The organism is Streptomyces sp. NPDC017940, from assembly GCF_044328435.1.
GTDB lineage: Bacteria > Actinomycetota > Actinomycetes > Streptomycetales > Streptomycetaceae > Streptomyces.
In genome coordinates this window covers 1-24,756 of the sequence record NZ_JBIRHJ010000003.1, presented here as the reverse complement: position 1 = coordinate 24,756, position 24,756 = coordinate 1, and the positions used below count along the sequence as shown (strand labels likewise).

Annotated in this window: 14 protein-coding genes; 3 read left to right on the top strand and 11 right to left on the bottom strand. The window is 72.8% G+C overall.

From position 1 onward, the window contains the following. Window positions 1–74 precede the first annotated feature (74 nt). Window positions 75–2,840 carry an ABC transporter substrate-binding protein gene (locus tag ACH4DX_RS10175; protein WP_398154789.1) on the top strand — a complete coding sequence of 922 codons (2,766 nt, stop codon included), beginning with the start codon at window positions 75–77 and terminating at the stop codon, window positions 2,838–2,840. A 129-nt stretch (window positions 2,841–2,969) separates the two neighbouring features. Here ACH4DX_RS10175 and ACH4DX_RS10170 read toward each other — a convergent pair whose 3' ends face one another. Beyond that, window positions 2,970–3,545 (bottom strand): TetR/AcrR family transcriptional regulator, encoded by a 576-nt coding sequence (locus ACH4DX_RS10170; protein WP_398155237.1) that lies wholly within the window; start codon window positions 3,543–3,545, stop codon window positions 2,970–2,972. Between the two features lie 365 nt (window positions 3,546–3,910). On the opposite strand from ACH4DX_RS10170, the gene ACH4DX_RS10165 reads away from it, so the two are divergent. Continuing rightward, window positions 3,911–5,617: an MFS transporter gene (locus ACH4DX_RS10165; RefSeq protein WP_398154788.1), complete on the top strand. Its 1,707-nt coding sequence runs from the start codon at window positions 3,911–3,913 to the stop codon at window positions 5,615–5,617. Window positions 5,618–5,784: 167 nt separating this feature from the next. Here ACH4DX_RS10165 and ACH4DX_RS10160 read toward each other — a convergent pair whose 3' ends face one another. From ACH4DX_RS10160 to ACH4DX_RS10120, 9 genes are all read right to left on the bottom strand, one after another. Beyond that, window positions 5,785–7,236: a glycoside hydrolase family 16 protein gene (locus ACH4DX_RS10160; protein WP_398120763.1), complete on the bottom strand. Its 1,452-nt coding sequence runs from the start codon at window positions 7,234–7,236 to the stop codon at window positions 5,785–5,787. A 183-nt stretch (window positions 7,237–7,419) separates the two neighbouring features. Next, window positions 7,420–9,669: a HelD family protein gene (locus ACH4DX_RS10155; protein WP_398154787.1), complete on the bottom strand. Its 2,250-nt coding sequence runs from the start codon at window positions 9,667–9,669 to the stop codon at window positions 7,420–7,422. A gap of 218 nt (window positions 9,670–9,887) precedes the next feature. Continuing rightward, window positions 9,888–10,232, bottom strand: coding sequence for a thioredoxin family protein (locus tag ACH4DX_RS10150; RefSeq protein WP_398120767.1), 345 nt, complete (start codon window positions 10,230–10,232; stop codon window positions 9,888–9,890). A gap of 37 nt (window positions 10,233–10,269) precedes the next feature. After that, on the bottom strand, window positions 10,270–10,704 hold the full coding sequence (locus ACH4DX_RS10145; RefSeq protein ID WP_398120769.1) for a MerR family transcriptional regulator: 435 nt from the start codon (window positions 10,702–10,704) through the stop codon (window positions 10,270–10,272). 56 nt (window positions 10,705–10,760) lie between these two features. Further along, the gene (locus tag ACH4DX_RS10140; protein ID WP_398154786.1) at window positions 10,761–11,741 is read right to left on the bottom strand and encodes an NAD(P)-dependent oxidoreductase; all 981 of its coding nucleotides are present in this window, start codon (window positions 11,739–11,741) and stop codon (window positions 10,761–10,763) included. A gap of 133 nt (window positions 11,742–11,874) precedes the next feature. Beyond that, window positions 11,875–14,811, bottom strand: coding sequence for a 1,4-alpha-glucan branching enzyme (glgB, locus tag ACH4DX_RS10135; protein WP_398154785.1), 2,937 nt, complete (start codon window positions 14,809–14,811; stop codon window positions 11,875–11,877). 83 nt (window positions 14,812–14,894) lie between these two features. After that, window positions 14,895–16,343 (bottom strand): maltokinase, encoded by a 1,449-nt coding sequence (locus ACH4DX_RS10130; RefSeq protein ID WP_398154784.1) that lies wholly within the window; start codon window positions 16,341–16,343, stop codon window positions 14,895–14,897. Between the two features lie 169 nt (window positions 16,344–16,512). Beyond that, window positions 16,513–18,240, bottom strand: coding sequence for a maltose alpha-D-glucosyltransferase (gene treS, locus ACH4DX_RS10125; RefSeq protein WP_398154783.1), 1,728 nt, complete (start codon window positions 18,238–18,240; stop codon window positions 16,513–16,515). Beyond that, window positions 18,237–20,492 carry a maltotransferase domain-containing protein gene (locus ACH4DX_RS10120; RefSeq protein ID WP_398154782.1) on the bottom strand — a complete coding sequence of 752 codons (2,256 nt, stop codon included), beginning with the start codon at window positions 20,490–20,492 and terminating at the stop codon, window positions 18,237–18,239. Before ACH4DX_RS10120 ends, treS begins: the two co-directional genes overlap by 4 nt. A 1,054-nt stretch (window positions 20,493–21,546) precedes the next feature. On the opposite strand from ACH4DX_RS10120, the gene ACH4DX_RS10115 reads away from it, so the two are divergent. Then, entirely contained in the window at window positions 21,547–22,062 is a 516-nt protein-coding gene (locus ACH4DX_RS10115) for a hemerythrin domain-containing protein (RefSeq protein ID WP_398154781.1), read from the top strand. Between the two features lie 24 nt (window positions 22,063–22,086). Here ACH4DX_RS10115 and ACH4DX_RS10110 read toward each other — a convergent pair whose 3' ends face one another. Continuing rightward, the gene (locus ACH4DX_RS10110; RefSeq protein ID WP_398154780.1) at window positions 22,087–24,477 is read right to left on the bottom strand and encodes a protein kinase; all 2,391 of its coding nucleotides are present in this window, start codon (window positions 24,475–24,477) and stop codon (window positions 22,087–22,089) included. Between the last annotated feature and the right edge of the window lie 279 nt (window positions 24,478–24,756).

The following is a 24,756-nucleotide window of genomic DNA, read 5'->3' as shown; positions in this document are numbered from 1 at the left end:
GAAGCGCTGCGTACCTCCGCCCGGCGGTGCTACACCGGCCTGAGGCCCGCGTCGGGGGAAAGGGCGGAGTGTCCATGGGAGAGCCGCGCAACGGAGGGATCCCGGCGTTCGCGGGGATCGAGCGATTCGTCGAGGCCTTCGACAGACTCGTCACGCAGCCGCGGCGGCACCGCAGTCGGGTGCCGGTGGTGCTGTTCAGTGAACCGGGGGACGGACAGGTCGGGCGCAGTATCGTCGCGGGACTGCACGGGCGGCTGCACGGCCGGGAGGCGATGCTCGCCCCGCACGCCCACCTGGGCTGCCCCGACGGCTCCGCGGGGGCGTCGCCCGACGACCCGGTGCTCGCGCAACTGCATCTGTTCTCGCACGTCATCCGGCAGCTGACGGAGAGCATGCCGCAGGGCACGGGGCGACTGCGCCTGCCCTGCTACCAGTTGCTGCGGTCCATCGTGACCGCGCCGCCCGCCGCGGACTTCGCGATGGAGCACCACCAGGAGCTGAAGGACCGCGCGTACGAGGCCCACCGGGAGGGTTCGGGGCCCGCCAGGACGCTGTGGTGGCTGGGCGGACGCGACCACGCGAGCGGCGGCACCCTGCTCGAACTCCTGTGGAACTTCCTCGCGGGACCGCTGTTCCAGCGGCTGCCCCGGGCCGTCTACGCCTGGCGTTCCCAGCGGCTGATGCTCGGCGGATCACGACGGCGACCGCGGTGGTACGCGCAGTGGGCGCGGTTGCAGCAGGGCACGCCGCCCACCGACTTCTTCCGCTCGGCGCGCGACCTCGTGCACGGCGTCGACCCCGAGAAGTTCGACCGGATCCTGCTGCTCGCCCTGCTCGCCGACCTGGACGCCGCCTGCCGCAAGCGGCTGTTCCACCCGTGGCGGCGCCGGCGCGTGTGCCGGTTCGTCCTGCTCGTGGCGGAGGCGGGGGACGAGCACTCGCGCGAACAGCGCTTCCTGCGCGAGCTGCGTTCCGCCATGGAGGACCTCGGCTGCACGTCGGTCGTCGCGGTCGCCGGAGGCGTGCGGTCCCTGGCCCACCGGATCCCCGACATCGAGGTCGCGACGCTGTCGGCGGCGGGCGCGGAGCTGGCCAACGTCGCGGAGCACGGCACCGCGCCCGGGCGGCCCACCGGCATGGTCGTGTCCGTCCTCGACGGGGCCGCGGCGGACGACCCGGCGGCGACGTACTGGCTGCGGCGCAGACCGACCCTCGCTCCGCCCGCCCCGCGCTGGGGCCCGCGCACCGAGGCCGCCAGCACGTTCGCGGTGGTGTCCCTCGCCCTGGTGACCGTGGCCGCACTCGTGGCAGGGGTGCCGTTCGGGGACCGGGCGGGCGACGCGTGCCGGGGTTCGATGTTCCTCGGCACCGACGGGCAGTGCGTGGGCGTCGCCGAGGGCGCCGCCTCGTTCGGCAGCGGCAGCGGCGAGCGTGCCGTGCGCGACGTACTCGAACTGATCGAACGACAGAACGGCGAGGTGCAGAAGCGGACCGGCGGGAGCGCCGCCGGCGGGCCCGCGAGCCGCACCGTGGTGTACTTCGGGCCGCTCAGCGGCGGCGCGGGCGCCGAGGACCCGGTGCGCGGCGGCACCCTCGCCGAACTGCGCGGCATCGCCCTCGCCCAGCGGTACGTCAACGCGCAGGCGCTGCGCTCCGGGGAGCGCGTGCCGCTCAGGGTGCTCGCGGCCAACGCGGGCGACCGCTTCAAGGACGCCCCGGACGTGGCCCGGCACGTGGTGGAACTGGCCGAGCGCGACCGGTCCGTCGTCGGTGTCATCGGCTTCGGGCAGAGCCGCAGGCAGACGTACAAGGCGATAAGGACCCTCGGCGAGGCGGGCATCCCCATGGTCGGCACTTCGGGCACGGCGGACGCCCTCCTGCGCCAGAGCGGGCACTACTACCAGATGGCGCCCACCGACTCGCGCGCCGCCGCCGTCATGGCCTCCTTCGTCCAGCACGCCCGGATGACGGCGGACGGCAGGACGGCGCGCCGCACCCTGCTGGTCGCCGACCCGGCCGACGCCTACAGCGCCAGCGTCGCCACCTCCTTCCTGAAGGAACACCGGCGCGGCAGGGCCGAGGTCCTGCTCTACACGCCCGCCGACGCCCCGGAGCCCGCACCCCTGACCGACGGCCTTGACGGCACGAAGCTCGACGCGGTGGAGGACCTGGCGCGCGAGGTGTGCGACGCCGTCGCCGACGAGCCGCGCACCGCCGTCGTGTGGGCGGCGCGCGGCAGCCAGTTGCAGCTGTTCCTGAACGAGATCGCGCGGATCTCCCGCCGCTGCCCGAAGCTCAGCGTCCTCGGTGACGACGACGTGACCACCGCGCTCTCCGAGGTGCCGCGCCCCTGGGAGGTCTTCGGCGGCCTCACCCTCCACCACGTCTCCCACGGCCGCGCCGCACCCCTGGCCGCCCTCGGCAACAGCGAGGCCGCGGCCTTCCTCTCCGCGTACGACGCCGTGTACGGCAAGGACCACGACGCGCGGACGTCGACGATGCGGGACGACGCCCATGTGGGGCTCGCCTGGGACGCCATGCGCTATCTCGCCCTGGGCATCGACGAGGCGTGGCGCGGCACCGGCGGGCACGACGAACGCCTGAACCGCAGCCTCCTCCAGGCCGTGCTCCACCAGGGCCTCGGTGAGGGCGGCTTCGACGGGGCCACGGGCCGGACCGACGCGCACGGTGCCGCCGGGGGCGGCAGGTTCACCGAGGACAAGCTGGTGCTCGTCGAACGCGGGGGTCCCACGGGGCCGCGGACCGCTCTCGTGTGTGGGGTCGTCGCGCGGGGCGACGTGCGGGCGGCGTGGGGCCCCGGGCCCCACCCCTGCCCCTGACCTGTGCCCCGCAAGGGGCGCGGGCAACGGCGCGGCCAGCCGCAGAAAAGCCGCAGACGCGTCCGCACAGCCACCCGGCAGATGCGTCTGCGGCTTTTCCTGGGCTGAGCGCGCCGTTCCCCACGCCCCTTACGGGGCCTTGGTCGAGGCCACTTCGGAGACGAGGGTAGTCGCCTCCTGGGCGGGCAGGCCCGCGCCGGTCAGGAAGGTGACGGCGGCGGCCCGCCCCGCCTCCTCCGTGCCGAGCACACCGTCGTTCACGGCCTCCATCAGGCCGAACATGATGTTCTCCAGGACGTACACGAGAGCCCGCGCGGGCAGCGCGGTGGTGAACCTGCCCTCGTCCAGGGCGCGTTGCAGCATCTGGGTGCCCGTCTCGTGGACGGGGGCGAGGCGTTCGCGGATGCCCTCCATCGTGACCGCGCGCTGCGCGAGCGAGAGCAGCAGGCGGTAGCGGTCGGTGACGTCCCAGACGGCGAGCATCGCGCTGGCGATGGCGCGCGGGGGGTCGTCGACGCCCTCGTAGCCCGCCGTGTGCGCGGCCGTCACCGCCGTCACGGCCTCGTCGAGGATCGCCGTCACCAGGGCCTCCCGGTTCGGGAAGTGGCCGTACACGGTCCGGCGGACGACGCCCGCGGCGCGCGCGATCTGGTCCATGGACGCGTCCGGGTCCCGGGTCAGCTCGGCGAAGGCGACATCGAGGATGCGGCGCCGGTTGGCGTCGGCGCGGACCGAGGCGGCGGATGCGGCCGGCGCGGGGGAAGCGGCCGACGTGGCCGAGGCCGCCGGCGTGGCCGAGGCCGCGGAAGCGGTCGGCGTGGCCGAGGCGGTCGGCGTGGCCGAGGCGGTCGGCGCGGCTGACGCGGCGGAGACGGCTGACGCGGCCTTCGGCGGCGTCGGCTTCGTACGGCTCATGCCGACATTGTGCCGCCCCCTCCCGCACTTGCACAGCAATGTGCAAGATCGCTGCTCGTCGACTACATTGCACACTGTCGTGTAATTGCACAGCGCTGTGCAAGATGCTGTGCGGGACCTGCCCGCGCCCGAAGACCTTCCTGGGGGATGACCCGATGCCTTTGCTGATCAAGGAGCCGGTCGAGCGGATGGACCGGCCCTACGCCCGCCGCTGGTGGGCGCTGCTCGTCCTGTGTCTGAGCCTGCTGATCGCGGTCATGACGAACACCGCGCTCACCGTGGCCGCGCCCGACATGACCCGCGACCTCGATCTGTCCAGCTCCGACCTCCAGTGGGTCATCGACGCCTATACCGTCCCCTACGCCGCGCTGATGCTGCTGCTCGGCGCGATCGGCGACAAGTACAGCCGCCGGGGCGCGCTCGTGCTCGGGCTCGTCGTCCTCAGCGCGGGCGCGGGCGCCGGCGCGCTGTCCGACAGCTCGGCGGCCGTCATCGCCTCCCGCGCGGTGATGGGCGTGGGCGCCGCCATGATCATGCCCGCGACGCTCTCGCTGCTCGCCGCGACGTTCCCGCGCGCGGAGCGGGCCAAGGCGATCACGCTGTGGGCGGCGACCTCCGGCATCGCGATCGCGGCCGGACCGCTGATCGCCGGAGCGCTCCTGAAGGACTACGGCTGGGCGTCGACGTTCCTCATCAACATCCCCGTGGCGGTACTGGCGATCATCGGCGCCTTCGTCCTCGTACCGCCTTCGAAGGCGAAGGACGCGGGCCGGATCGACTACGTCGGCGGACTGCTCTCCGTCGTCTGGGTCGGTGCGCTGATCTACATGATCATCGAAGGCCCGAGCTTCGGCTGGGGCGCGAGCGCGGTGACCGCCGCGGTGATCGCCGGGGTGGGCCTCGTCCTGTTCGTCGTCTGGGAGCTGCGGCACCCGCGGCCGGTCCTCGACGTGCGGAAGTTCACCGAGCGCGGCTTCTCCGGCTCGAACCTCGCCGTCGCCCTGTTCTTCGTGGCCGTGTTCGGCGCCTTCTACTACCTGACCCAGCACCTCCAGTTCGTCCTCCAGTACGACCCGCTGGAGACGGGCGTGCGGATGCTGCCGCTGGCGGGCGCCGTGTTCGTCGGCTCCGCCCTCACCGGTGTGCTCACGCCGCGCCTCGGCGCGAAGGTCATGGTGAGCGCGGGCATGGTCGGCGGCACGACGGCGCTCGCGCTGCTCACGCAGGTCTCCGCCTCGTCCTCGTACGGGGACTTCGTCCCGTCCCTGATCATCCTCGGCCTCTCCCTCGGCTTCGCCGTCTCGCCCTGCACGGACGCGATCATGGGTGCCTTCCCCGAGTCCGAGCTGGGTGTCGGCGGTGCCGTCAACGACACCTCGCTGGAGCTCGGCGGCTCCCTCGGTATCGCGGTCCTCGGCTCGGTCCTCGCCAGCTCCTACTCCTCCGGCCTCGCCGACGAGACGGCGGGCAGCAAGCTCCCGGCGTCCGCCCTGGAGCAGGCGCAGGACTCCGTCGGCGCGGGCGGTGGCGTGGCCCAGGCCATCGGCGAGCAGGCCAGGCAGCTCGCCGAACGCGCCGGGGCCCCGGGCACCACGCCCCAGAAGGCGGCGGAACTCAAGGCCCAGGCGGGCGAACTCGCCCAGGGCGCCGAGCAGATGCGGCACGCCGTCGGCGCCTCGTTCTCCGACGCCGTGGCGCACACGAGCCTGGTCGGCGCGGTGGTCCTCGGCGTGGGCACGGTGCTCGTCGCACTGCTGCTGCCGCGCAAGGGCAGGGCCGGGGCGGCGGCGGACGCGGAGCCGGACGTGGAGAGGCCCGCGGACGCGGCCGACGCCGGGAAGGAACCGGTTTCCCCGCGCTGAGCGGAGCTGGGCAGAACTGAGCAGGGCTGAGCAGCTGAGCAGGGCTGAGCTGAGCAGAGCTGGGCAGGGCTGAGCTGCGCACAGCCGCCAGGGCGCCGTCGTTCCGCGACGGCGCCCTGCGTGCTGTGTGCTGTGTGCTGTGTGCTGTACGAGTCTTGCGGGAAGCCTCAGCCGAAGGGGATCCGTACCACCGACTGGTTGCCGGTGCCGATCGTGCTGGGGGCGTTCCCGATGGCGTTCCACACCTCGACGCGGACCGTGCCGCCGGACATCGCGCCGTGCGATCCGGTGGCCGACCTGAGGCCTCTGGCCTGGGTGTAGCGCTCGTACCCCGGCACCGGGTCGGTCGCGAAGTACTGGTACGTCTCCGTGCGCTCCCAGGAGCCGTCGCCCGTACGGTCGTAGCTCACCCGCACCTGCTGCCCGTTGCCGACGGCCGTGCCCGCGTCGGCCAGCAGGTCGAACTCCGTCGAGCCGCCGGTGTACGTGCCGTCGACGCCGGTCGCCGTGAAGGTCGCCGGGGCGTGCGGCGTGCCGTCGTGGTTGGCGCCGCCCGCCGACGCCAGCGCGGTGGCCGACGCGGAGCCGGCCGCGGGGCCGAGCGTGCCGCCCTGGCGCAGGTGCAGCGCGGAGGGAGTGCCGGGGTCGCCGCCCCCGCCGCCGCGGGTCCACACCGCCACGTAGTCCACAGCCATCGAACGGCCGGGCACGGTGGCCGCGACCGGCGTCGACCGGCCCGCCACACCGTCGGGGAACGCGCCGCCCATCGCCACGTTCAGCAGGATGAAGTAGCCCGCGTGGCCGGTCATGTCGTTCCACGCCTGGGCGCCCACCCGGTTCTGGTCGACGCTGTGGAACAGCTGCCCGTCCACGTACCAGCGCAGGACGTTCGGGCTCGCGGAGCGGTCCCATTCGAAGCGGTAGGTGTGGAAGGCGGACTGGCACGAGGCGCCCGGGCAGGCGCGGCTCGCGCCGATGCCGCTGGTCTCGTCGCACGGGCCGCCCGGGTTCACACCGCAGTGCAGCACGCCCCACACGGAGTTGATCCCGTTGACGTTCTCCATGACGTCGAACTCGCCGATGCCCGGCCAGTTCCAGTAGTTGCCGCGGTAGGGCGCGCCGAGCGCCCAGAAGGCGGGCCAGTAGCCGAGCGCCTGCTCGCCGGTGACGTTCGGCATCCGGATGCGGCCCTCGATGGCGAGGGTGCCGTTCGCGGGGGCCTTGAAGTCGGCGCGCCTGGTCTCGATGCGGCCGGACGTCCAGTTTCCCGCGCCGTCGCGGAGCGGGGTGATGCGCAGGTTGCCGCTGCCGTCCAGGCTCAGGTTGTCCGGGGACGCGGTGTAGTTCTGGATCTCGCCCGTGCCCCAGTTCGCGGGGCCGCCGGGGTAGTGGTGGCCGGTGTCGATCTGCCAGTTCGCGGCCGAGGGCAGCGAGCGGGCGGGCCCGTTGAAGTCGTCGCTCCACTGAAGGGTCCAGCCGGGGGCGGGCGGCACGTCGCCCCGGGCCTCGGCGGGGCTCAGCAGGGCGGCGCACAGGCCCGCGGCGGCGAGCCCGGCGAGCAGGGGCGTGGTGCGTCTCGTGCGGAAGCGGGTCGCGCGGGATGTGCGGCTCGTGCCCATGGGGCACCTCCGTGGGGAGTGGGGTGCGGGTCCGTCGCTGAGAGCGCTCTCACAGTTTTGTAGTTGTGGGCGGAGGTGCCGTCAATGGCCGCACACCGTCAATCTCTCGAACCGGCCCCCGCCCCCGGGCCCGCCTTTGGCCCCGCCCGCCCCGGCACACGGCCTCCGGGGCGGGCGGTGGGATCAGCCGATGCGGGTCAGCGCCGGGGGCAGCGCCTGTGCGTGCAGGACGCCGAGCCGTTGCGTGGCCCGCGTCAGGGCGACGTACAGATCACTGGTCCCGTACAGCGCGGGCTCGACGACCAGGACGGTGTCGAACTCCAGGCCCTTGGCCTGGCGCGGGTCGATGAGGACGACGGGCCGCGTCAGGTCCGGCTCACCCCCGGCGGGCACGCCGTCCAGCTTCCCGGCGATCTCCTCGTGCAGCGCGCGGGGAGCGATCACCGCGAGCCGCCCCGCGGCGGGCGTCTCGGCGGCCACCGCCTCCGCGACGCCCGCGGCGAGGTCCCCGACCCGCCGCGCCCACGGCCGCACCCCGGTGGACCGCACGGAGGAGGGCGGCTGGAAGCCGAAGACCCCCGCGGCGCGCGGCACCTCCGCCGCGACCTCCATGATCTCGGCGGGCGTACGGTAGTTGACGCCGAGGCGCGCGTACTCCCAGCGGTCGGCGACATAGGGGGAGAGGATCTCCCGCCAGGAACCGAGGCCGCCGGACTCGGCGGTCTGCGCCGGGTCCCCGACGAGCGTCATCGACCGCGTCGGACAGCGCCGCATGAGCAGCCGCCACGCCATCGCGGACAGCTCCTGCGCCTCGTCCACGATGATGTGCCCGAACGCCCAGGTCCGGTCGGCCGCGGCCCGCTCCGCGGCGCTGCGGTGGTCGGCCTCCTCCTGCCGCTCGGCCATCCGCTCGGCGTCGATGATGTCGTGCGCGAGGAGCACCTCGGACCCGTCCGGGTCGCTCTCCTCCTTGTCCTCGAACTCGTACGTACGGGAGGCGTACGACACGTCGAGCACCCCCTGCGCGTAGGCGACGGCCCGCTGCCGCTCCGCCTCCGCGCGGGCCCGCTCGGCGCTGTCGTCCTTGCCGAGCAGCTCGGCGGCCTCGTCGAGGAGGGGGATGTCGGCCGCCGTCCAGGCGCCGCCCGGCGGGCGCCGGACCGCGGCGGCGTCCTCCTTGGACAGGTGCACGGGCTCGGCGAGGTAGTCGGCGACGAAGCGCTGCGGGGTGAGGACGGGCCACAGTTCGTCGATCGCGGCGTGCACGTCGGGGCTGACCGCGATGGCCTTGCCGAGCTGCGCGATGTCGTCGGGCCCGAGGAAGTTGGGCCCGCCGTACGGGTCGTGGCCGATGCGCTCGGCGAGCTGCGCGGTGAGCGCGTCGATGATCTGGAAGGCGAACGTGGGCCGCGCCAGATTGTGCGGCAGCTCCGTCGCGCGGGCGGCGTCCCGCGCCTCGTACGCGATCGTCCAGTCGAGGACGAGCTCGCCGTCGTCGTGCTCGATGACCAGCGGCTCGCCGGGCTCGGGCAGCTGCTGCCGGTCCCGCAGCGCCCGCGCGAGGACGTCGGCCGTCTCGGCCCGGCCCTTGACCCGCGCCGCCGCGGGCGAGTCGGTGCCCGTCGCCGTGACACCGGGGAACAGCTCGCCGAGCGTCGCGAGCAGCACGCCGGTCTCGCCGAGCGCGGGCAGCACCTCGCTGATGTAGCCGAGGAAGGCGGGGTTGGGGCCGACGACGAGGACGGCGCGCTTGGCGAGCACCTCCCGGTGCTCGTACAGGAGGTAGGCGGCGCGGTGCAGCGCGACGACCGTCTTGCCCGTGCCGGGGCCGCCCTCGACGACGAGCACGCCCCGGTGCGGGGCGCGGATAATGCGGTCCTGCTCGGCCTGGATGGTCTGCACGATGTCGTGCATGCGGCCGGTGCGCGCGGAGTCGAGCGCCGCGAGCAGCACCTCGTCGGAGTCCGCGGCCTCGTGCCCGGTGCGGGTGGTGTCGGTGAGGTCCAGGATCTCGTCGTGCAGGGCCGTGACCCGGCGGCCCTCCGTGGTGATGTGCCGGCGCCTGCGCAGGCCCATCGGTGTGTGGCCGGTCGCGAGATAGAAGGGCCGTGCCACCTCCGCGCGCCAGTCGACGACGAGCGGAGTGCGCTCGGTGTCGGCCCTGCGGATTCCGATCCGCCCGATGTGGTGGTCACGCCCGTCGCCGAATTCGAGGCGCCCGAAGCAGAGACCGTTCTCGCCCGCGTCGAGGGCGGTGAGCAGCCCGGACTGCTCGGCGACCATGACGTCGCGCTCCAGACGCGCTTGTAGTCCGTTGCCCACCTGCGCCAACGACGCCTGTACGGCGGACTCGGCCTCCTCGCGCAGCGCGTCGAGGCGCGCGTACAGCTCGGAGACGAATTGCTGCTCTTCCCGCAATTCCTCGCTTGACAATTCAGCCCCTCGCCAGTTACAGTGACTTTATACAGATTCCCGTGAAGCTGTCGTGCCCAAAAGGGCAGGGCTTCGCGAAAGAATCCAATATACCCAGAGAAAAGCCCCGGACGTCAATTCGTCCGGGGCTTTTTCCTGCTGCTACCGCCCACTGTCGCGCGGTGCGCTGTTATGCGCTGCACTGTTGCGCAGCTCCCGCTGTCGCGAGGCGGGCGCGCTCAGAGGACCCCCGCGCCCTCCAGGTCCCGCACGAGCCGCCGCTTCGCCCGCGCGCCCACGCTCTGCCACAGCGGCTCGCCGTCGCGGAACACCATCAGCGTCGGCGTGGAGAGCACCCCGTACGCCGTCGTCGTCTCCGGGTTGCGGTCCACGTCGAGCTGTACGACCTTCAGCCGGTCCGCCTCCTCCCCGGCGATCTCCCCGAGCACCGGCGCCAACTGCCGGCACGGCCCGCACCACTCTGCCGTGAACTGCACGAGCACCGGCCGCTCCCCGGAGAGCACCGCGACACCGAAGTCCGCGTCCGTCACCTCGTCGACACCCTCGACCCGCATCCCACTCATCCCCGCACACCCCTCACATCGGTCGCATCAGGTCACATCAGGTCACATCGGTCGCGTCACCCAGTTCGCACCGGGGTTCCGGTCCCCCCGGTGCCCGCGCTTCGGCGGCGAGCCCGGCCATCGCCCGCTCGGCGCGCGCCAGCTGCGCGCCGACCTCGGCCCGCGCGGCGGTCAACTCGCCGATCAGCGCGTCGAGTTCGCCGAGCTTGCGGCGGTAGACGGCGACCGACGCCGGACACGCGTCGCCCGCCGGACGGCCGGAGCGCAGGCACTCCACGAACGGCCGGGTCTCCTCCAGCTCGAACCCGAAGTCCTGAAGGGTCCTGATCTGCACCAGGAGCCGCACGTCGGCCTCGCCGTACGTGCGATGGCCGTTGCCGTCCCGCCGCGCGGGCAGCAACCCGCGCGACTCGTAGTAACGCAGCGTCCGCGTGGTCGTCCCCACCCGGTCCGCGAGTTCGCCGATCCGCATACCGCGACCGTAGGCCTTGACGTGGGCGTCAAGTCCAGAGCCCCGGGGCGGCGGGTTCAGGCGGGGTTGCGGGCGCCCACGACCGTGGCGGACCAGCCGTCGGCGCCGTGCCCGAGGTCCACCGCCCGCCGGGCCACGTCGCGCACGGCCCGCAGCACGGAGACGTCGAGACCGCGGAGCTCGGCGGCGTGCAGGATGTGCTCGATGCCCTCCACCTCCATGGCGAGGTTCCCCTCGTCACCCGGGTACTCGCCCGCGTCCAGGTCCTTGGCCGTCTCGTCGACCATGAGGGACAGGAGCGAGATGTGGGCCTTCAGGAACGGGGCGAGCGACGCGGCCGCGACGCCGTCCTTCGCAGCGAGCGCGTACCCGTGCACCAGGCCGGACACCGAGGTCCAGAAGAAGTCGAGCATGGACAGGTCGTAGACGGCGGCGAGCCCGTGGTCCGCGCCGACGTACGCCGACCGCCCGCCGAGGGACGTGAACACCCGCTCGTGCTCCTCGTACGCGGACTTGTCACCGGCGTAGAAGAGCAGCGCCTCCGGGGTGCCCACCATGACGGTCGGGATCATCACGGCACCGTCCAGATACCGGATGCCGTGCTCCTGCGCCCACTTCGCCGCCTCCCGGGCGCGCTCCGGGGAGTCCGACGTGACGTTCACCAGGACACGCCCCGCCAGATCGGCGACGACCGGCTCCAGGATCGCCTGCGACGCGGCGTAGTCGACGACGCACACGAGGACCACCTCGCCCGCGCGCACCGCCTCCGCGGGCGACGCGGCGAGGGTGGCGCCCCGGGCCACGAGGTCCTCGCCCCTCCCGGCCGTACGGTTCCAGACGGTCGTCGGATACCCGGCGTCCAGCAGGGCCCCGGCGAGGGCCCGCCCCATCGCTCCCAGACCGATGACGGTGACGGGGGTGGTGCGGCTGGTCACGCCGCCTGTGGCGTGTGCGGTGGCCGCAGCGGTCGCGGGTGCTCCGGTGCGCGCGGCTTGCGCGGTGTTTGCGGTGTCTGCGTTCTTCGCGTCGTTGGGCATGCCTCCATCGTTGATTCGCGCGAGAGGGCTCACAAGTACCGACTAATTAGTCAGCTACGCACCACGAAGTAAGGAAGCCGTCCGCCTCGCGCGCGGGGGCGGCACCGGGGTGCGTACGGGTGCGGGGGCAGGGTCAGGTGGGGCGGAACCAGAGGGTGGTCAGCGGGGGCAGGGTGAGCAGGAGGGAGGCGGGGCGGGACTGGGCGGGGGTGGGGTCCGGCTTCAGGGGGGAGGGGTTGCCGACGTCGCTGCCGCCGTAGCGGGCGGCGTCCGTGTTCAGGATCTCCTGCCACCCGGCGAACTCCTCCGGCACCCCGATCCGGTACTCGTGCCGCACCACCGGCGCCAGATGGGACACCGCGAGCAGCGGCACCCCCTCCGCGTCGAACCGCAGGAACGCGAACACGTTGTCCTCGGCGGCGTCCCCGAGGACCCACGCGAACCCCGCGGGGTCGGTGTCCCGCTTCCAGAGGGCGGGCAGCGCCCGGTAGGCGGTGTTCAGGTCACGGACGAGGTCCCGGACCCCGCGGTGCTCGGCCTCGGCCCCGTACGCGGGATCCAGGAGCCACCAGTCGGGCCCGTGCCCCTCCGACCATTCGGCGCCCTGGGCGAACTCCTGGCCCATGAAGAGGAGCTGCTTGCCGGGGTGGGCCCACATGTAGGCCAGGTAGGCGCGGTGGTTGGCGCGCTGCTGCCACCAGTCGCCGGGCATCTTCGACACCAGGGAGCGCTTGCCGTGCACCACCTCGTCGTGCGAGATCGGCAGGACGTAGTTCTCGCTGTAGGCGTACACCATCGAGAACGTCATCTCGTGGTGGTGGTGCCTGCGGTACACCGGCTCCTTGGCCATGTAGCCCAGCGAGTCGTGCATCCAGCCCATGTTCCACTTCAGGCCGAAGCCGAGCCCCCCGAAGCCGCCGGGTCCCGTGTGGTGGGTGGCGCGGGTGACGCCGTCCCACGCGGTGGACTCCTCGGCGATGGTGACCACCCCGGGGCAGCGGCGGTACACGGTGGCGTTCATCTCCTGGAGGAAGGCGACGGCGTCCAGGTTCTCCCGGCCGCCGTGTTCGTTGGGTGTCCACTGGCCGTGTTCGCGGGAGTAGTCGAGGTAGAGCATGGAGGCGACGGCGTCCACGCGCAGGCCGTCGATGTGGAACTCCTCGCACCAGTAGGTGGCGTTGGCGACCAGGAAGTTGCGCACCTCCTTGCGGCCGTAGTCGAACTCCAGCGTGCCCCAGTCGGGGTGCGCGGCCCGCCGCGGATCCTGGTGCTCGTACAGCGGAAGCCCGTCGAACTGCGCGAGTGCCCAGTCGTCGCGGGGGAAATGGGCGGGTACCCAGTCCATGAGGACGCCGATGCCCGCCTGGTGGAGTGCGTCGACGAGGTGCTTGAAGTCGTCGGGGGTGCCCAGGCGTGCGGTGGGTGCGTAGAAGCCGGTGACCTGGTAGCCCCAGGAGCCGCCGAAGGGGTGCTCGGCAACCGGCATCAGCTCCACGTGCGTGAAGCCCAGGTCGGCGACGTAGGCGGGGAGCTGCTCGGCGAGCTGGAGGTAGGTGAGGCCGGGGCGCCAGGAGGGGAGGTGGACCTCGTAGACGGAGAACGGCGCCTCGTGCACGGGTATGTCACCGCGCCCGCGCAGCCACTCCTCGTCCCGCCACTCGTGCCGCGACACGTCCACGACGGAGGAGTTGGCCGGTGGTGTCTCCGTGCGGCGCGCCATGGGGTCCGCCCGGAACGTCGTGCTGCCGTCCGGGCGCGTGATCTGGAACTTGTACAGCTCGCCCGCGCCGACCCCCGGCACGAAGAGCTCCCACACGCCGCTGCCGCCGAGCGAGCGCATCGGGAAGCCGATGCCGTCCCAGTAGTTGAAGTTCCCGACGACGCGTACGCCGCGCGCGTTGGGCGCCCACACGGTGAAGCGGGTGCCCTCGGTGCCCTGGTGCGTCATGGGCCGCGCACCGAGCGCGTCCCACAGCCGCTCGTGCCGGCCCTCGCCGATCAGATGCAGGTCGAACTCGCCGAGCGCGGGCAGGAACGCGTAGACGTCCGGGATCTCCAGGGTCGCCTCGTCGTACACGAGGTGCAGCCGGTAGTCGGCGGGCACGTCGCGCAGCGGCACGACGGCCGAGAAGAATCCGTCGCCGTCGTCGGCCAGCTCGGCGCGCAGCTCTCCCGCGATCACGGTCACCGACCGGGCGTAGGGCCGCAGCGCGCGGAAGGCCACCCCGCCGGCGACGCGGTGCGCTCCCAGCACGCCGTGCGGGTCGTGATGCGTTCCGGCCAACAGCCGGCTGCGGTCCTCCGGACCCACGGGGGAGACCCCCGCCCCGGCGGCCATCGGGGCATCGGCCTTCACGGGCCCACCTGGCACGCCCGCGCCGGGCAGTACGGGTGCTGTGTACGTGGTCTGGGGGGTGGCGGGATCCTGGACTGCGGGGGAGGGTTCGCTGGGCGCGGTGGCCTCTGCGGTTTTTGCGGGCTTTGGGGGCTTCGGGGGCGCGGCGGTGCCTGTGGCTCCGGTGGTTGTTGTGGGGTCCGGGGTCCTGGGGGACTTGGGGAGCTTGGGGGACTTGGCGGCCTGGCCGACGCCGAACGGGCTCGCGGTGCCGGTCGGCTTGGTGGCGCCGGTCCGTTTCGGCTTGGCGGTGCCGGGGGTCTTCGCGGTGCCGGTCGGCTTCGCCGACTTCGCCGACTTCGCGGTCTTCGCGACCTTTTTGCCCCGCAGGCCCGCGGGGGCCTTCGCGGCGCCGGTGCTCCCGGCCGACCCGGCGGGCCGGGCCGACTCTGCGGCTTCGGCGGGGAGCGCCGACTCGGAGGTCTTAGTGGGGCGCGCCGACTTGGGGGCCTTGGTGGGCCGGGGGGGCTTGCCCGGGCGGGGTGGCCCGGTCTTCTTGGCGGCCTTGGCCGTCTCCACGGCCTCCGCCGCCTCGGTGGCCTCCGCGGCACGCGCGGCCTCTGCCGTCTCGGGGGTCCCGGTCGGCCCGGTCGGCCCGGCCGGTTCCGGCTGCGGGGGTGTGACCTCGGGCGCGGGCTCGTCCGACGGATTGCGGGAGGTGGGGCGGGGGGTCACGGGGGCGGCCTCCAGTCAGGGGCTGGTCGGAGGGGCGGGGTGCGTGGGCCCGGGCGCCGGGGCCCGGGGGGGTCGGGTGGTGCTCATAGGGCGGTGTCCGGCTCCGGGCCGGGGGCGTCCTCCCCGGTCGCCAGGTGGTTCAGGGCGGCCAGGGGTACGGGGAGCCAGTCGGGGCGGTGGCGGGCCTCGTACAGCGCCTCGTACACGGCCTTGTCGGTCTCGTGGGCGCGGAGCAGGACGGGGGAGGTGCGCGGGTCGAGGCCGGCCACGTCGGCGTAGCCGGTGCAGTACGCCGCACGGCAGGTGGCGGCCCACTGCGGGGACCAGGGGCGGTGGCTGCGGGAGGCGTAGTCGAAGGAGCGGAGCATACCCGCGACGTCCCGGGCGGGCGGCTGCGGCATGCGGCGCTCCGGGAGCGGCCGCGCGGGCTCGCCCTCGAAGTCTATGAGGGTCCACTCGCCGGACGGCGCCCGCAGGAACTGCCCCAGGTGCAGGTCCCCGTGGACGCGCTGGGCGGTGAGCCCGGAACCGCCGCCACCCTCCGCGGCGAGGTCGGCGAGTGCGTCGTAGGCGGTGCGCAGCGCGGGCGCGTACGGGCGCAGCGCGGGCACCGCGCGCGCCGCGGCGTCCAGGCGCTCGGTCATGCCGCGGACGAGCCCTTCCACCTGCGCCCGCCCGAGCGTCACCGTGGGCAGCGCCGCCGCGAGCGCGGCGTGCACCTCGGCGGTGGCCTGCCCGAGGGCGCGGGCCTCCGCGCTGAAGTCCTCCCCCTTGGCGAGGACCTGGAGGGCCAGCTCCCAGCCGTCCGCCGCCCCGGCCACGTACGGCTGGAGCACCCCGAGCACCAGCGGCTCGGCACCGCCCTCGGCCGTCATCCAGGCGGCAGGCGGCGGCACCCGGCGGCAGTCCCGCCCGGCCAGGGCGAGGGGCAGCTCCAGGTCGGGGTTGATGCCCGGCACGACCCGCCGGAACACCTTCAGTATCAGTCGGTCGCCGTACACGATCGAGGAGTTGGACTGCTCGGCGCCGAGCGCGCGCGGCGTCAGCCCGGTGGGGATGTCGGCGCCCGCGGTGTCGTCGGCGCGGGTGAAGCGGAGGGCGCCGAGCCGGCCGGGCCGCCGCAGCCGCTCGAGGAGCAGCGCGGCGAGGCGCGGGTCGTGCAGCGCCTCGTACACCGTGCGCCCGGCCAGCGCGCCCGCGGCGACGTGGCCGATCAGTGCGGGCGCGAGGCGCGGCGGGAGTTCGGTGCGCACGCCGAGCAGCAGTTGGTAGCAGTCGGGGGTGAGGTGTTCGTGGTCGGCCGCCGGGGTGGCCGCGGGCAGGGGTTGGTGCACCCGTACGAGCAGATGCAGCAGTCCCGGCTCGGCACCGGGCGGAAGCAGCTCCGTCGCCGCCGCGATCTCGAACCCCGTGACGGGCCGCCCCTTGCCCGCGAACCACCGTTGTCGCGGCAGCCAGCCGCGCAGCAGCGGATCGAGCGACGCGAGGAGCGCGCCGGAGTGGGCACTGGGGCGAGTGACGGCTTCCGACATGATGTCCCGTCCTTTCCGCGTCGCGGACAAGTCAGGTACGAGGTCAGACACGAGGCAGAGACGCGATCTGTGGGATCAGGTGCCGAGCAGGGGCGTGCCGTGTACGAGTGCCCAGTGCGGGGTGGGTCACGCCGGGAGAGGCCGACCCACGCCGCCCGTATCGGCGACCTTACGCCGAGTCGTCGCGCAGCCGGAACCAGTAGAAGCCGTGTCCTGCGAGGGTCAGGAGGTAGGGGAGTTCACCGATGGCGGGGAAGCGCACCCCACCGATCAACTCCACCGGGTGCCGGCCGTTGAAAGCGCGCAGGTCCAGCTCGGTGGGCTGGGCGAAGCGGGAGAAGTTGTGGACGCACAGGACGAGGTCGTCACTGTCCTGATCGTTGTCCGTGCCCGCGGGCGCCTCGCGCAGGAAGGCGAGGACGGCGGGGTTGGAGGAGGGGAGTTCGGTGTAGGAGCCGAGTCCGAAGGCGGGGTTCTGCTTGCGGATCTCGATCATGCGCCGGGTCCAGTGGAGCAGGCTGGAGGGGCTGCTCATGGCGGCTTCGACGTTGGTGACCTGGTAGCCGTGGACGGGGTCCATGATCGTGGGGAGGTAGAGGCGGCCGGGGTCGCAGGAGGAGAAGCCCGCGTTGCGGTCGGGGGTCCACTGCATGGGGGTGCGTACCGCGTCGCGGTCGCCGAGCCAGATGTTGTCGCCCATGCCGATCTCGTCGCCGTAGTACAGGATCGGTGATCCGGGCAGGGACAGCAGCAGGGCGGTGAACAGTTCGATCTGGTTGCGGTCGTTGTCCAGGAGGGGTGCCAGGCGGCGGCGGATGCCGATGTTGGCGCGCATGCGGGGGTCTTTGGCGTACTCGGCGTACATGTAGTCGCGTTCTTCGTCGGTGACCATCTCCAGGGTGAGTTCGTCGTGGTTGCGCAGGAAGATGCCCCACTGGCAGTTCCTGGGGATGGCGGGGGTCTTGGCGAGGATCTCCGAGACGGGGTAGCGGGACTCGCGGCGTACGGCCATGAAGATGCGGGGCATGACGGGGAAGTGGAACGCCATGTGGCATTCGTCGCCGCCGTCCTGGAAGGAGCCGAAGTAGTCGACGACGTCCTCGGGCCACTGGTTCGCCTCCGCCAGGAGAACCGTGTCGGGGTAGTGCGTGTCGATCTCCTTGCGGACCCGCTTCAGGAATTCATGGGTGGCCTGGAGGTTCTCGCAGTTGGTGCCCTCCTCCTGGTAGAGGTAGGGCACGGCGTCCAGGCGGAAGCCGTCGATGCCGAGGTCGAGCCAGAAGCGCAGCGCCGAGGTGATCTCCTCCTGGACCACCGGGTTCTCGTAGTTGAGGTCCGGCTGGTGGGAGAAGAAGCGGTGCCAGTAGTACTGCTTGCGGACCGGGTCGAAGGTCCAGTTGGAGGCCTCGGTGTCGACGAAGATGATGCGGGCGTCCTGGAACTGCTTGTCGTCGTCGGCCCACACGTAGTAGTCGCCGTAGGGCCCTGTGGGGTCGGCGCGGGACGCCTGGAACCACGGGTGCTGGTCGCTGGTGTGGTTCATGACGAAGTCGATGATGACGCGCATGCCCCGCTGGTGGGCGCTGTCGACGAACTCCACGAAGTCGGCGAGGTCCCCGAACTCCGGCAGGACCGCGGTGTAGTCGGAGACGTCGTAACCGCCGTCGCGCAGCGGGGACGTGAAGAACGGGGGCAGCCACAGGCAGTCCACGCCGAGCCATTGCAGGTAGTCCAGTTTGGCGGTGAGGCCTTTGAGGTCGCCGATGCCGTCGCCGTTGCTGTCCTGGAAGGACCGGACGAGGACCTCGTAGAAGACGGCGCGTTTGAACCAGTCGGGGTCACGGTCCTTGGCGGGCGTGTCCTCGAAGGTGTCCTGGACGGGCTCGTTGACGGTCATGGTGTGGGTGACCCTCCGATCTGCGGTGAGGACGGTCGCAGGACGAGTACGTGCGCGGGGCGCCGGCCCGGTTCAAGGCGCACGTAGTTGGTCCTGCCCCAGTGGTAGGTCTCGCCGGTGAGCTCGTCGCGCACCGGCACCGACTCGTGCCAGCCGAGGCCGAGCCGTGGCATGTCCAACGAGACGGTGGCTTCCTGGGTGTGGTGGGGGTCGAGGTTCACGACCACCAGAACCGTGTTCGAACCGCGCGCGCCCTCCGCCGACTTGGAGTAGGCGATCACGGAGTCCTTGTCCGTGTCGTGGAAGTGCAGGTCGCGCAGTGTGCCGAGGGCCGGGTTCGCGCGCCGGAGGCGGTTGAGCGTGGTGATCAGGGGGGTGATGGTGCGGCCTTCGCGCTCGGCGGCCGCCCAGTCGCGGGGGCGCAGCTGGTACTTCTCGGAGTTCAGGTACTCCTCGCTGCCGGGCCGTACCGGTGTGTTCTCGCACAGCTCGAAGCCCGCGTACACCCCCCAGGTCGGCGAGAGCGTGGCGGCCAGGACCGCGCGTGCCTCGAAGGCGGGGCGCCCGCCGTCCTGGAGGTAGGCGTGCAGGATGTCGGGGGTGTTCACGAAGAAGTTCGGCCGCAGGAAGTGCGCCGTCTGCGTCGACAGCTCCGTCAGGTACTCGGTCAGCTCCTGTTTGGTGTTGCGCCAGGTGAAGTACGTGTACGACTGGTGGAAGCCGATCGCCGCGAGGGTGCTCAGCATCGCGGGGCGGGTGAAGGCTTCGGCGAGGAAGAGGACGTCGGGGTCGGTGCGGTGGATGTCGGTGAGGACCTGTTCCCAGAAGACGACGGGTTTGGTGTGGGGGTTGTCGACGCGGAAGACGCGGACGCCGTGGCCCATCCAGAACCGCAGCAGGCGGACGGTCTCGGCGACCAGCCCCGGCAGGTCGCGGTCGAAGGCCAGGGGGTAGATGTCCTGGTACTTCTTGGGCGGGTTCTCGGCGTGGGCGATGGTGCCGTCGGCGCGGTGGGCGAACCAGTGGGGGTGCTTGTCCACCCAGGGGTGGTCGGGCGAGCACTGGAGGGCGAAGTCCAGGGCCACTTCGAGACCGAGGCGCCCGGCCTCGGCGACGAAGGCGTCGAAGTCCGCCAGAGTGCCCAGGTCGGGGTGGACGGCGTCGTGGCCGCCCTCGGGGGAGCCGATGGCCCAGGGCACGCCCACATCGTCCGGGCCCGCGGACAGGGTGTTGTTGGCGCCCTTGCGGAAGGTGGTGCCGATGGGGTGCACGGGCGGCAGATACACGATGTCGAAGCCCATCGCGGCGATGGCGGGCAGCCGCCGGGCGGCGGTGCGGAACGTGCCCGAGACCGGCGCCTGCCCCTCCCGCACCACCGCGCCCTCCGAGCGCGGGAAGAACTCGTACCAGGAACCGAACAACGCCCGCCCGCGGTCCACGCGCAGCGGGAACTCCGCGCTGGACGTGACGAGTTCGCGCAGCGGGTGCCGGGCGAGGACGGCGTCCACCTCGGGGGTGAGGGCGGCGGCGAGTCTTGCCGCGGGCTGACGGTTCCGGTCACGCAGGGAGGCGGCCGCGGCGCGCAGGACCTCTGCGGCTTCCAGGATTTCGGGAGGTGCGGTGGTTCCGGTGGCCTGCGTGGTGTCGGGGGCTGCCGTGCTTCCGGCCGCTCGCGTGCTTCGGGCTGCTGCTGCCGCGTCTCCGGCGGCTTGCCTGGTTCCCAGTGCGGCCGCGGCGCGTTCGTGCAGTCGCGCGCCTTCCTCCAGGACCAGTTCCGTGTCCATGCCCGCGGGTATCTTGATGCCCGCGTGGTGGCGCCACGTCGTCACCGGGTCGCCCCACGCCTCCACGGCGAAGGTCCACTCGCCCTCGCGGTCGGGCGTGACCCGCGCCCCCCACCGGTCGGTGCCCGGCGCCAGCTCACGCATCGGCGTCCAGGGCCCCGGGCGCCCCGCGGGATCGCGCAGCACGACGTTCCCCGCCACCGCCTCGTGGCCTTCGCGGAAGAGAGTCGCCGTCACCTGGAACGTCTCGCCGACGACGGCCTTGGCCGGCCTGCGGCCGCCGTGTACCACCGGGCCCACGTCGAGTACGGGGATCCGGCCGGTGAGAGGTGGGTGGCCACTCGGGGGACCGGTCGGGGGGCCGGTCCGGGAAACGGGTTCGGAGGCGGTTGGGGGATCACTCGGGGCGTCGCTCGGGGGATCGCTCGGCGCGTCGAACTCCGCCGAGGAAGTGCGGGGTCGGGACATGACCGCTCCTGTTCCGCGTACGAGTGGGCGCAGCTGGGTCGTGGAGAGGTTCCGCGGCACGCACGAGGCCGCCGACGGCGGGTGCGGGTGCGTACCGGAGGAGCCTTCCCACCCTGTTCGGGTGCGCAATCCGGCGCTTTGTTAACTACTAGTGCGTATGGGCCCGTACAAGTCCGGCCTCGCCGATCGCCCGCCGCGAGCCACCCCCGAGGGGTCCCCGCGAGCCCGCGGGAACGGCTCCCGCCGCGGCGACGCACGGCCTCGGACCGTCGCCCAACACCAGTTCACCTGCGACGACTTGTCCGGTGAACCGAGTCCCCCGCCGGACACCGGCCCCGGGCCGCGTGCCTCACGGTTGCCTGTGCCACCCCGGCGGGCCGCCTCCAGGGATGGCCGGAGAGATACCGTGCCGCCGCGCCCCGCGACGTGCGGTGCCGCCATCGGCGTACCCGGCGAGGTCGCGTACGCGCTGTCGCTCCGGTGCGAAGTAGACCCAAGGCCTTGCTTGGGTACCTGCTAGCAAGGCTGAGGATTGACTTGGGTTTTCGTCGTGCACGATGATCCGGTCAGGGCCCCGGGCGGCAACCCGCTTCGGAATCTCGCCGCAGTCCGGACTGCGGCAAGTGACGGTGTGGGTGCCGACCCGTCCCGCAGGACCGGGCGCCCCGGTCCGCGTTGACAGGGGGCGTCGGCGTTGTCTGTAATGGGCGGGTGCCGCGTGGCACCGGCCAGAGAGCAGTGGGCAGGCCGGTGACCGGGCGAGCGCCTTCACCAAGGGACTCCACCTTGCGTACTCACTTCACCTCGCCGCACGGCGACGGCACTTCGCCGACCTGACCGTGCCTGCGCGCCGAGGGCGTCCGGCCTGAGCGGTCGGTCCCTTCCCCTCTGAGCGGTCCCTTGCGTTCCGCCTCAGCGGTTGGTCACGTCCGGCCCGATCGGCCGGTCCCGAACCGTCTCGGCGCGCCGATGCCTGCACGCTTCCGTGTCCCCTTTCGCGACGTCGCCATCGCGTTCCTCCGCGTCGCCCACCCGTCTGGAGAAGCACCTCCCCATGACCGTGCCCACATCCGCACCCCGAGAGATCAACTCCCTCGCCGACAAGCTCCTCGAGATCCACGACTGGCTCCGCGACCAGCTGGTCCACCTGCGCGCCGAGGCCGACGCGCACTTCGCCGCACGCGCCGCCCACCAAGGGCCCGGGCAGCCGCCCGCCCCGGGGCTCGGCCTCCAGATCCGGCAGCGCTGCCTGGAGTTCTGCGACACCCTCACGTTCCACCACACCGCCGAGGACGACCACATCCTCCCCGGCGTCCTCACCCACCACCCCCAGCTGCGGGCCACCCTCGACCGGCTCGCCGACGAGCACCGCGCGCTCAGCCGCACCAAGGAGCGGCTCCTCGCCCTGCTCGCCGACATCGCCACGGTCGACGCCGACGTCTTCCTCACGGCGTTCGACCGTCTGGCGGGGGAGCTGACGGCGCACCTGGAGTACGAGGAGACATGGCTGGTTCCCGTGCTGGCACAGGTCCCGTTCCCCCCGGCCCCAACAGGTCCCCAGGGACGGTGACATGACCTCGCGGGCGGCGGCGGGTCAGGGTGCGTACCCGGAGATCAGCCCGCCGTCGTCCCGCTGCACGAACATCACCCCGCCCCAGTACAGCGGCGGGGCCAGCTCCGGGAACTCCCCCGCGCCGTTCTCACTGCCGCCGCCCTTGCCCTCGCCGTCCGTGCCGTCGCCGTCCGTCGTCGGGATGCTCTTGGTGCGTACGCTGTCGGGGTCGCCGCTCAGCGCCATGCCCCGGATCTCGTACGCGCCCACCGAAAGCACCCGGCGGCCCGCCAGGGCGACCGCCCTGACCTGCTCCGGCGCGGGCATGTCCCACAACTGCTTCCCCGAGCGCCAGTCGTAGCCGACCAGACGGTGCGAGGTGTAGACGTCCTCGTCTGTGTTCTCCGCCGCCGTCACCAGCACGCCCGCGTCCCCGACGACCGGCGCGAGCACCGGCTTGCGGCCGGGCGCCAGCGTACGGGTGGTCCGCAGCGTGTCCGCGTCGAGGACGCGGACGCCCGCCGCCGTGCTGCTCCAGCACACCACGGACCCACCGTGCCCGAACACCCCGTCGCACTCCGCGTCCGCCCTGCGCGCCACCGATCCGTCCCGCGTCGACAACGCCGCCACCCCGCCGTCCTCGAACGCCAGGAACACCCGGCCGCCCCTCACCAGCAGCGGCACGCCCGGCTGCGGCTTGGGCAGCCGGGTGTGCCACAGCTCCCGGCCGTCCCCCGCCCGCCTGGCCCGCACGACCGCCGGGTCGCCGCCGTCCGCCGGCGAGGCGTCCAGGGCCAGCTCGACCGAGTACACGACCTCGTCCGCGTACGTAAGATTGATCAGCCCCTCGTCCGCGTCCAGGCCGTGCCGCCACACGACCCTGCCCGACGCCACGTCGACGGCCGTGGTGCCCAGCGCCGACGGCACGAACACCCGCTTGCCGTCGGAGTCCGGCGGGTTGTCCTGCACGCCCTGGAGCAGGCCCCCGAAACCCTTCGTCGTCCACCTGCGCGCGCCCGTCGCCGCGTCGAGCGCCGTGGCCGCGCCCTTGCCGTCCCGGCACACCAGACTCCCGGTGACCAGGACACAGCCCCTGCCCAGGTCGTCCATGCCGTCCCCACGCGGTCTCGTCCATGGCTTCCAGCCCGCTGGACGCTCGCCTGTCGCCGTGGCTGTGGTGCCGAAGTCGCCGCTGTGGGTCGCGTTGCCGTAGGGGGTCACTGTGGTGGGCGGGGTTTTTCGGTCTGTTCGGGAGTTGTCGTCCGTTCCTTGCGTTCCGTCTGTCGTTCCCGATGTTCCGTCTGCGGTTCCTGTTGTTCCGTGTGTGGTTCCCGATGTTCCGTCACCCGGCACGTACACCGCGCCGATCGCCACCGCCACACCCACCGCTGCCGCCGCCACCAGCCAGGGCCAGTTCCTGCGGCGGGGCCGTGGCGGGTGCGCGGCGCCTGTGCCCGGGTACCCGCCCGTGTGCGTCTCCGCCTCCGCGAACGTGCTCCGGGCCAGGTCCCGTTCCCAGTGGTCGGCTGCCTCGCGGTGCTCCGCGAACAGGGACAGGACCGGGGTCGGCCAGGGGACGGCGTGGCCGGTCGGCTCCGCGTGGGTCCCGGTCGGGGCAGCGCTCCTTGCTGTGGCCTTCGGGGCCGCCAGCGTGCGCTCCAGGTCCGCGGGTGTCGGGCGGTCCTCCGGTGCCGGGCGCAGGCACGCGGTGACGGGTTCCCGCAGCTCCTCCGGTACGTCCGTCAGATCGGCGTCGCCCTGGACCACGCGGAAGACCACCGAGGCCATCTCCTCGTCGTCGAAGGGGCCTCGGCCCGTCGCCGCGAAGCACAGGACGGCGCCGAGCGAGAACACGTCCGACGCCGGGACCACCGCGTGGCTGCCCTCCACCTGTTCCGGCGCGAGGAAGCCGGGCGTGCCCACGATCAGGCCCGTGCTCGTCAGGGCCGTCGCGTCGAAGGCCTGGGCGATGCCGAAGTCGATGAGCCGGGGGCCGGTGGCCGTCAGGAGCACGTTCGCCGGTTTCAGGTCGCGGTGCAGCACCTGGGCCGCGTGCACGGCGGCGAGGGCGCGTGCCAGGCCCGCGCCCAGGGCCCGGGTCGCGGGCACCGGCAGGGGGCCGCAGCGCGCCACCGTCTCCGCCAGGGAAGGGCCCGGCACGAACTCCGTGGCCAGCCAGGGGACGTCGGCGTCCGCGTCGCCGTCGATCAGGGCCGCCGTGCCCGCGCCGCTCACCGCGCGCGCCGCCGCTATCTCGCGCCGGAAGCGCACCCGGAAGCCGTCGTCCAGGTCCAGTCCTGCGCGCACCGTCTTGACCGCCACCAGCTTGGTGCCCGGGCGTGGGTCGTGGGCCAGGTACACCTCGCCCATGCCGCCGGTTCCTATCGTGGCCAGCAGTCGGTACGGGCCTACGTGGCGGGGTGGGCCCGGCAAGGGGGCTAGGGGCGGCAATTGTCCTCCGGTTCGTCGTGGGGGGGTTTCGTTCTTGTGCCGGGGGTTGCCGCCGTTTTTGCCCGCCTTTCCGGTTGTGGGGGTGGCGTTTTCGCCTTTCCGTTTGTGGGGGTGGCGGGGTCGTGGCGGGATGGCCGTGCTCGCGTAGTGGACACTGCCTGGTTGTATCGCGCCGTCAGTGTGTTGCTTGGCACGCTGCGCTCGGTCATCCCGCCACGACCCCTCCCGTGCGTTCAGCGTCTGCGGCTCCGTGCCACTTGC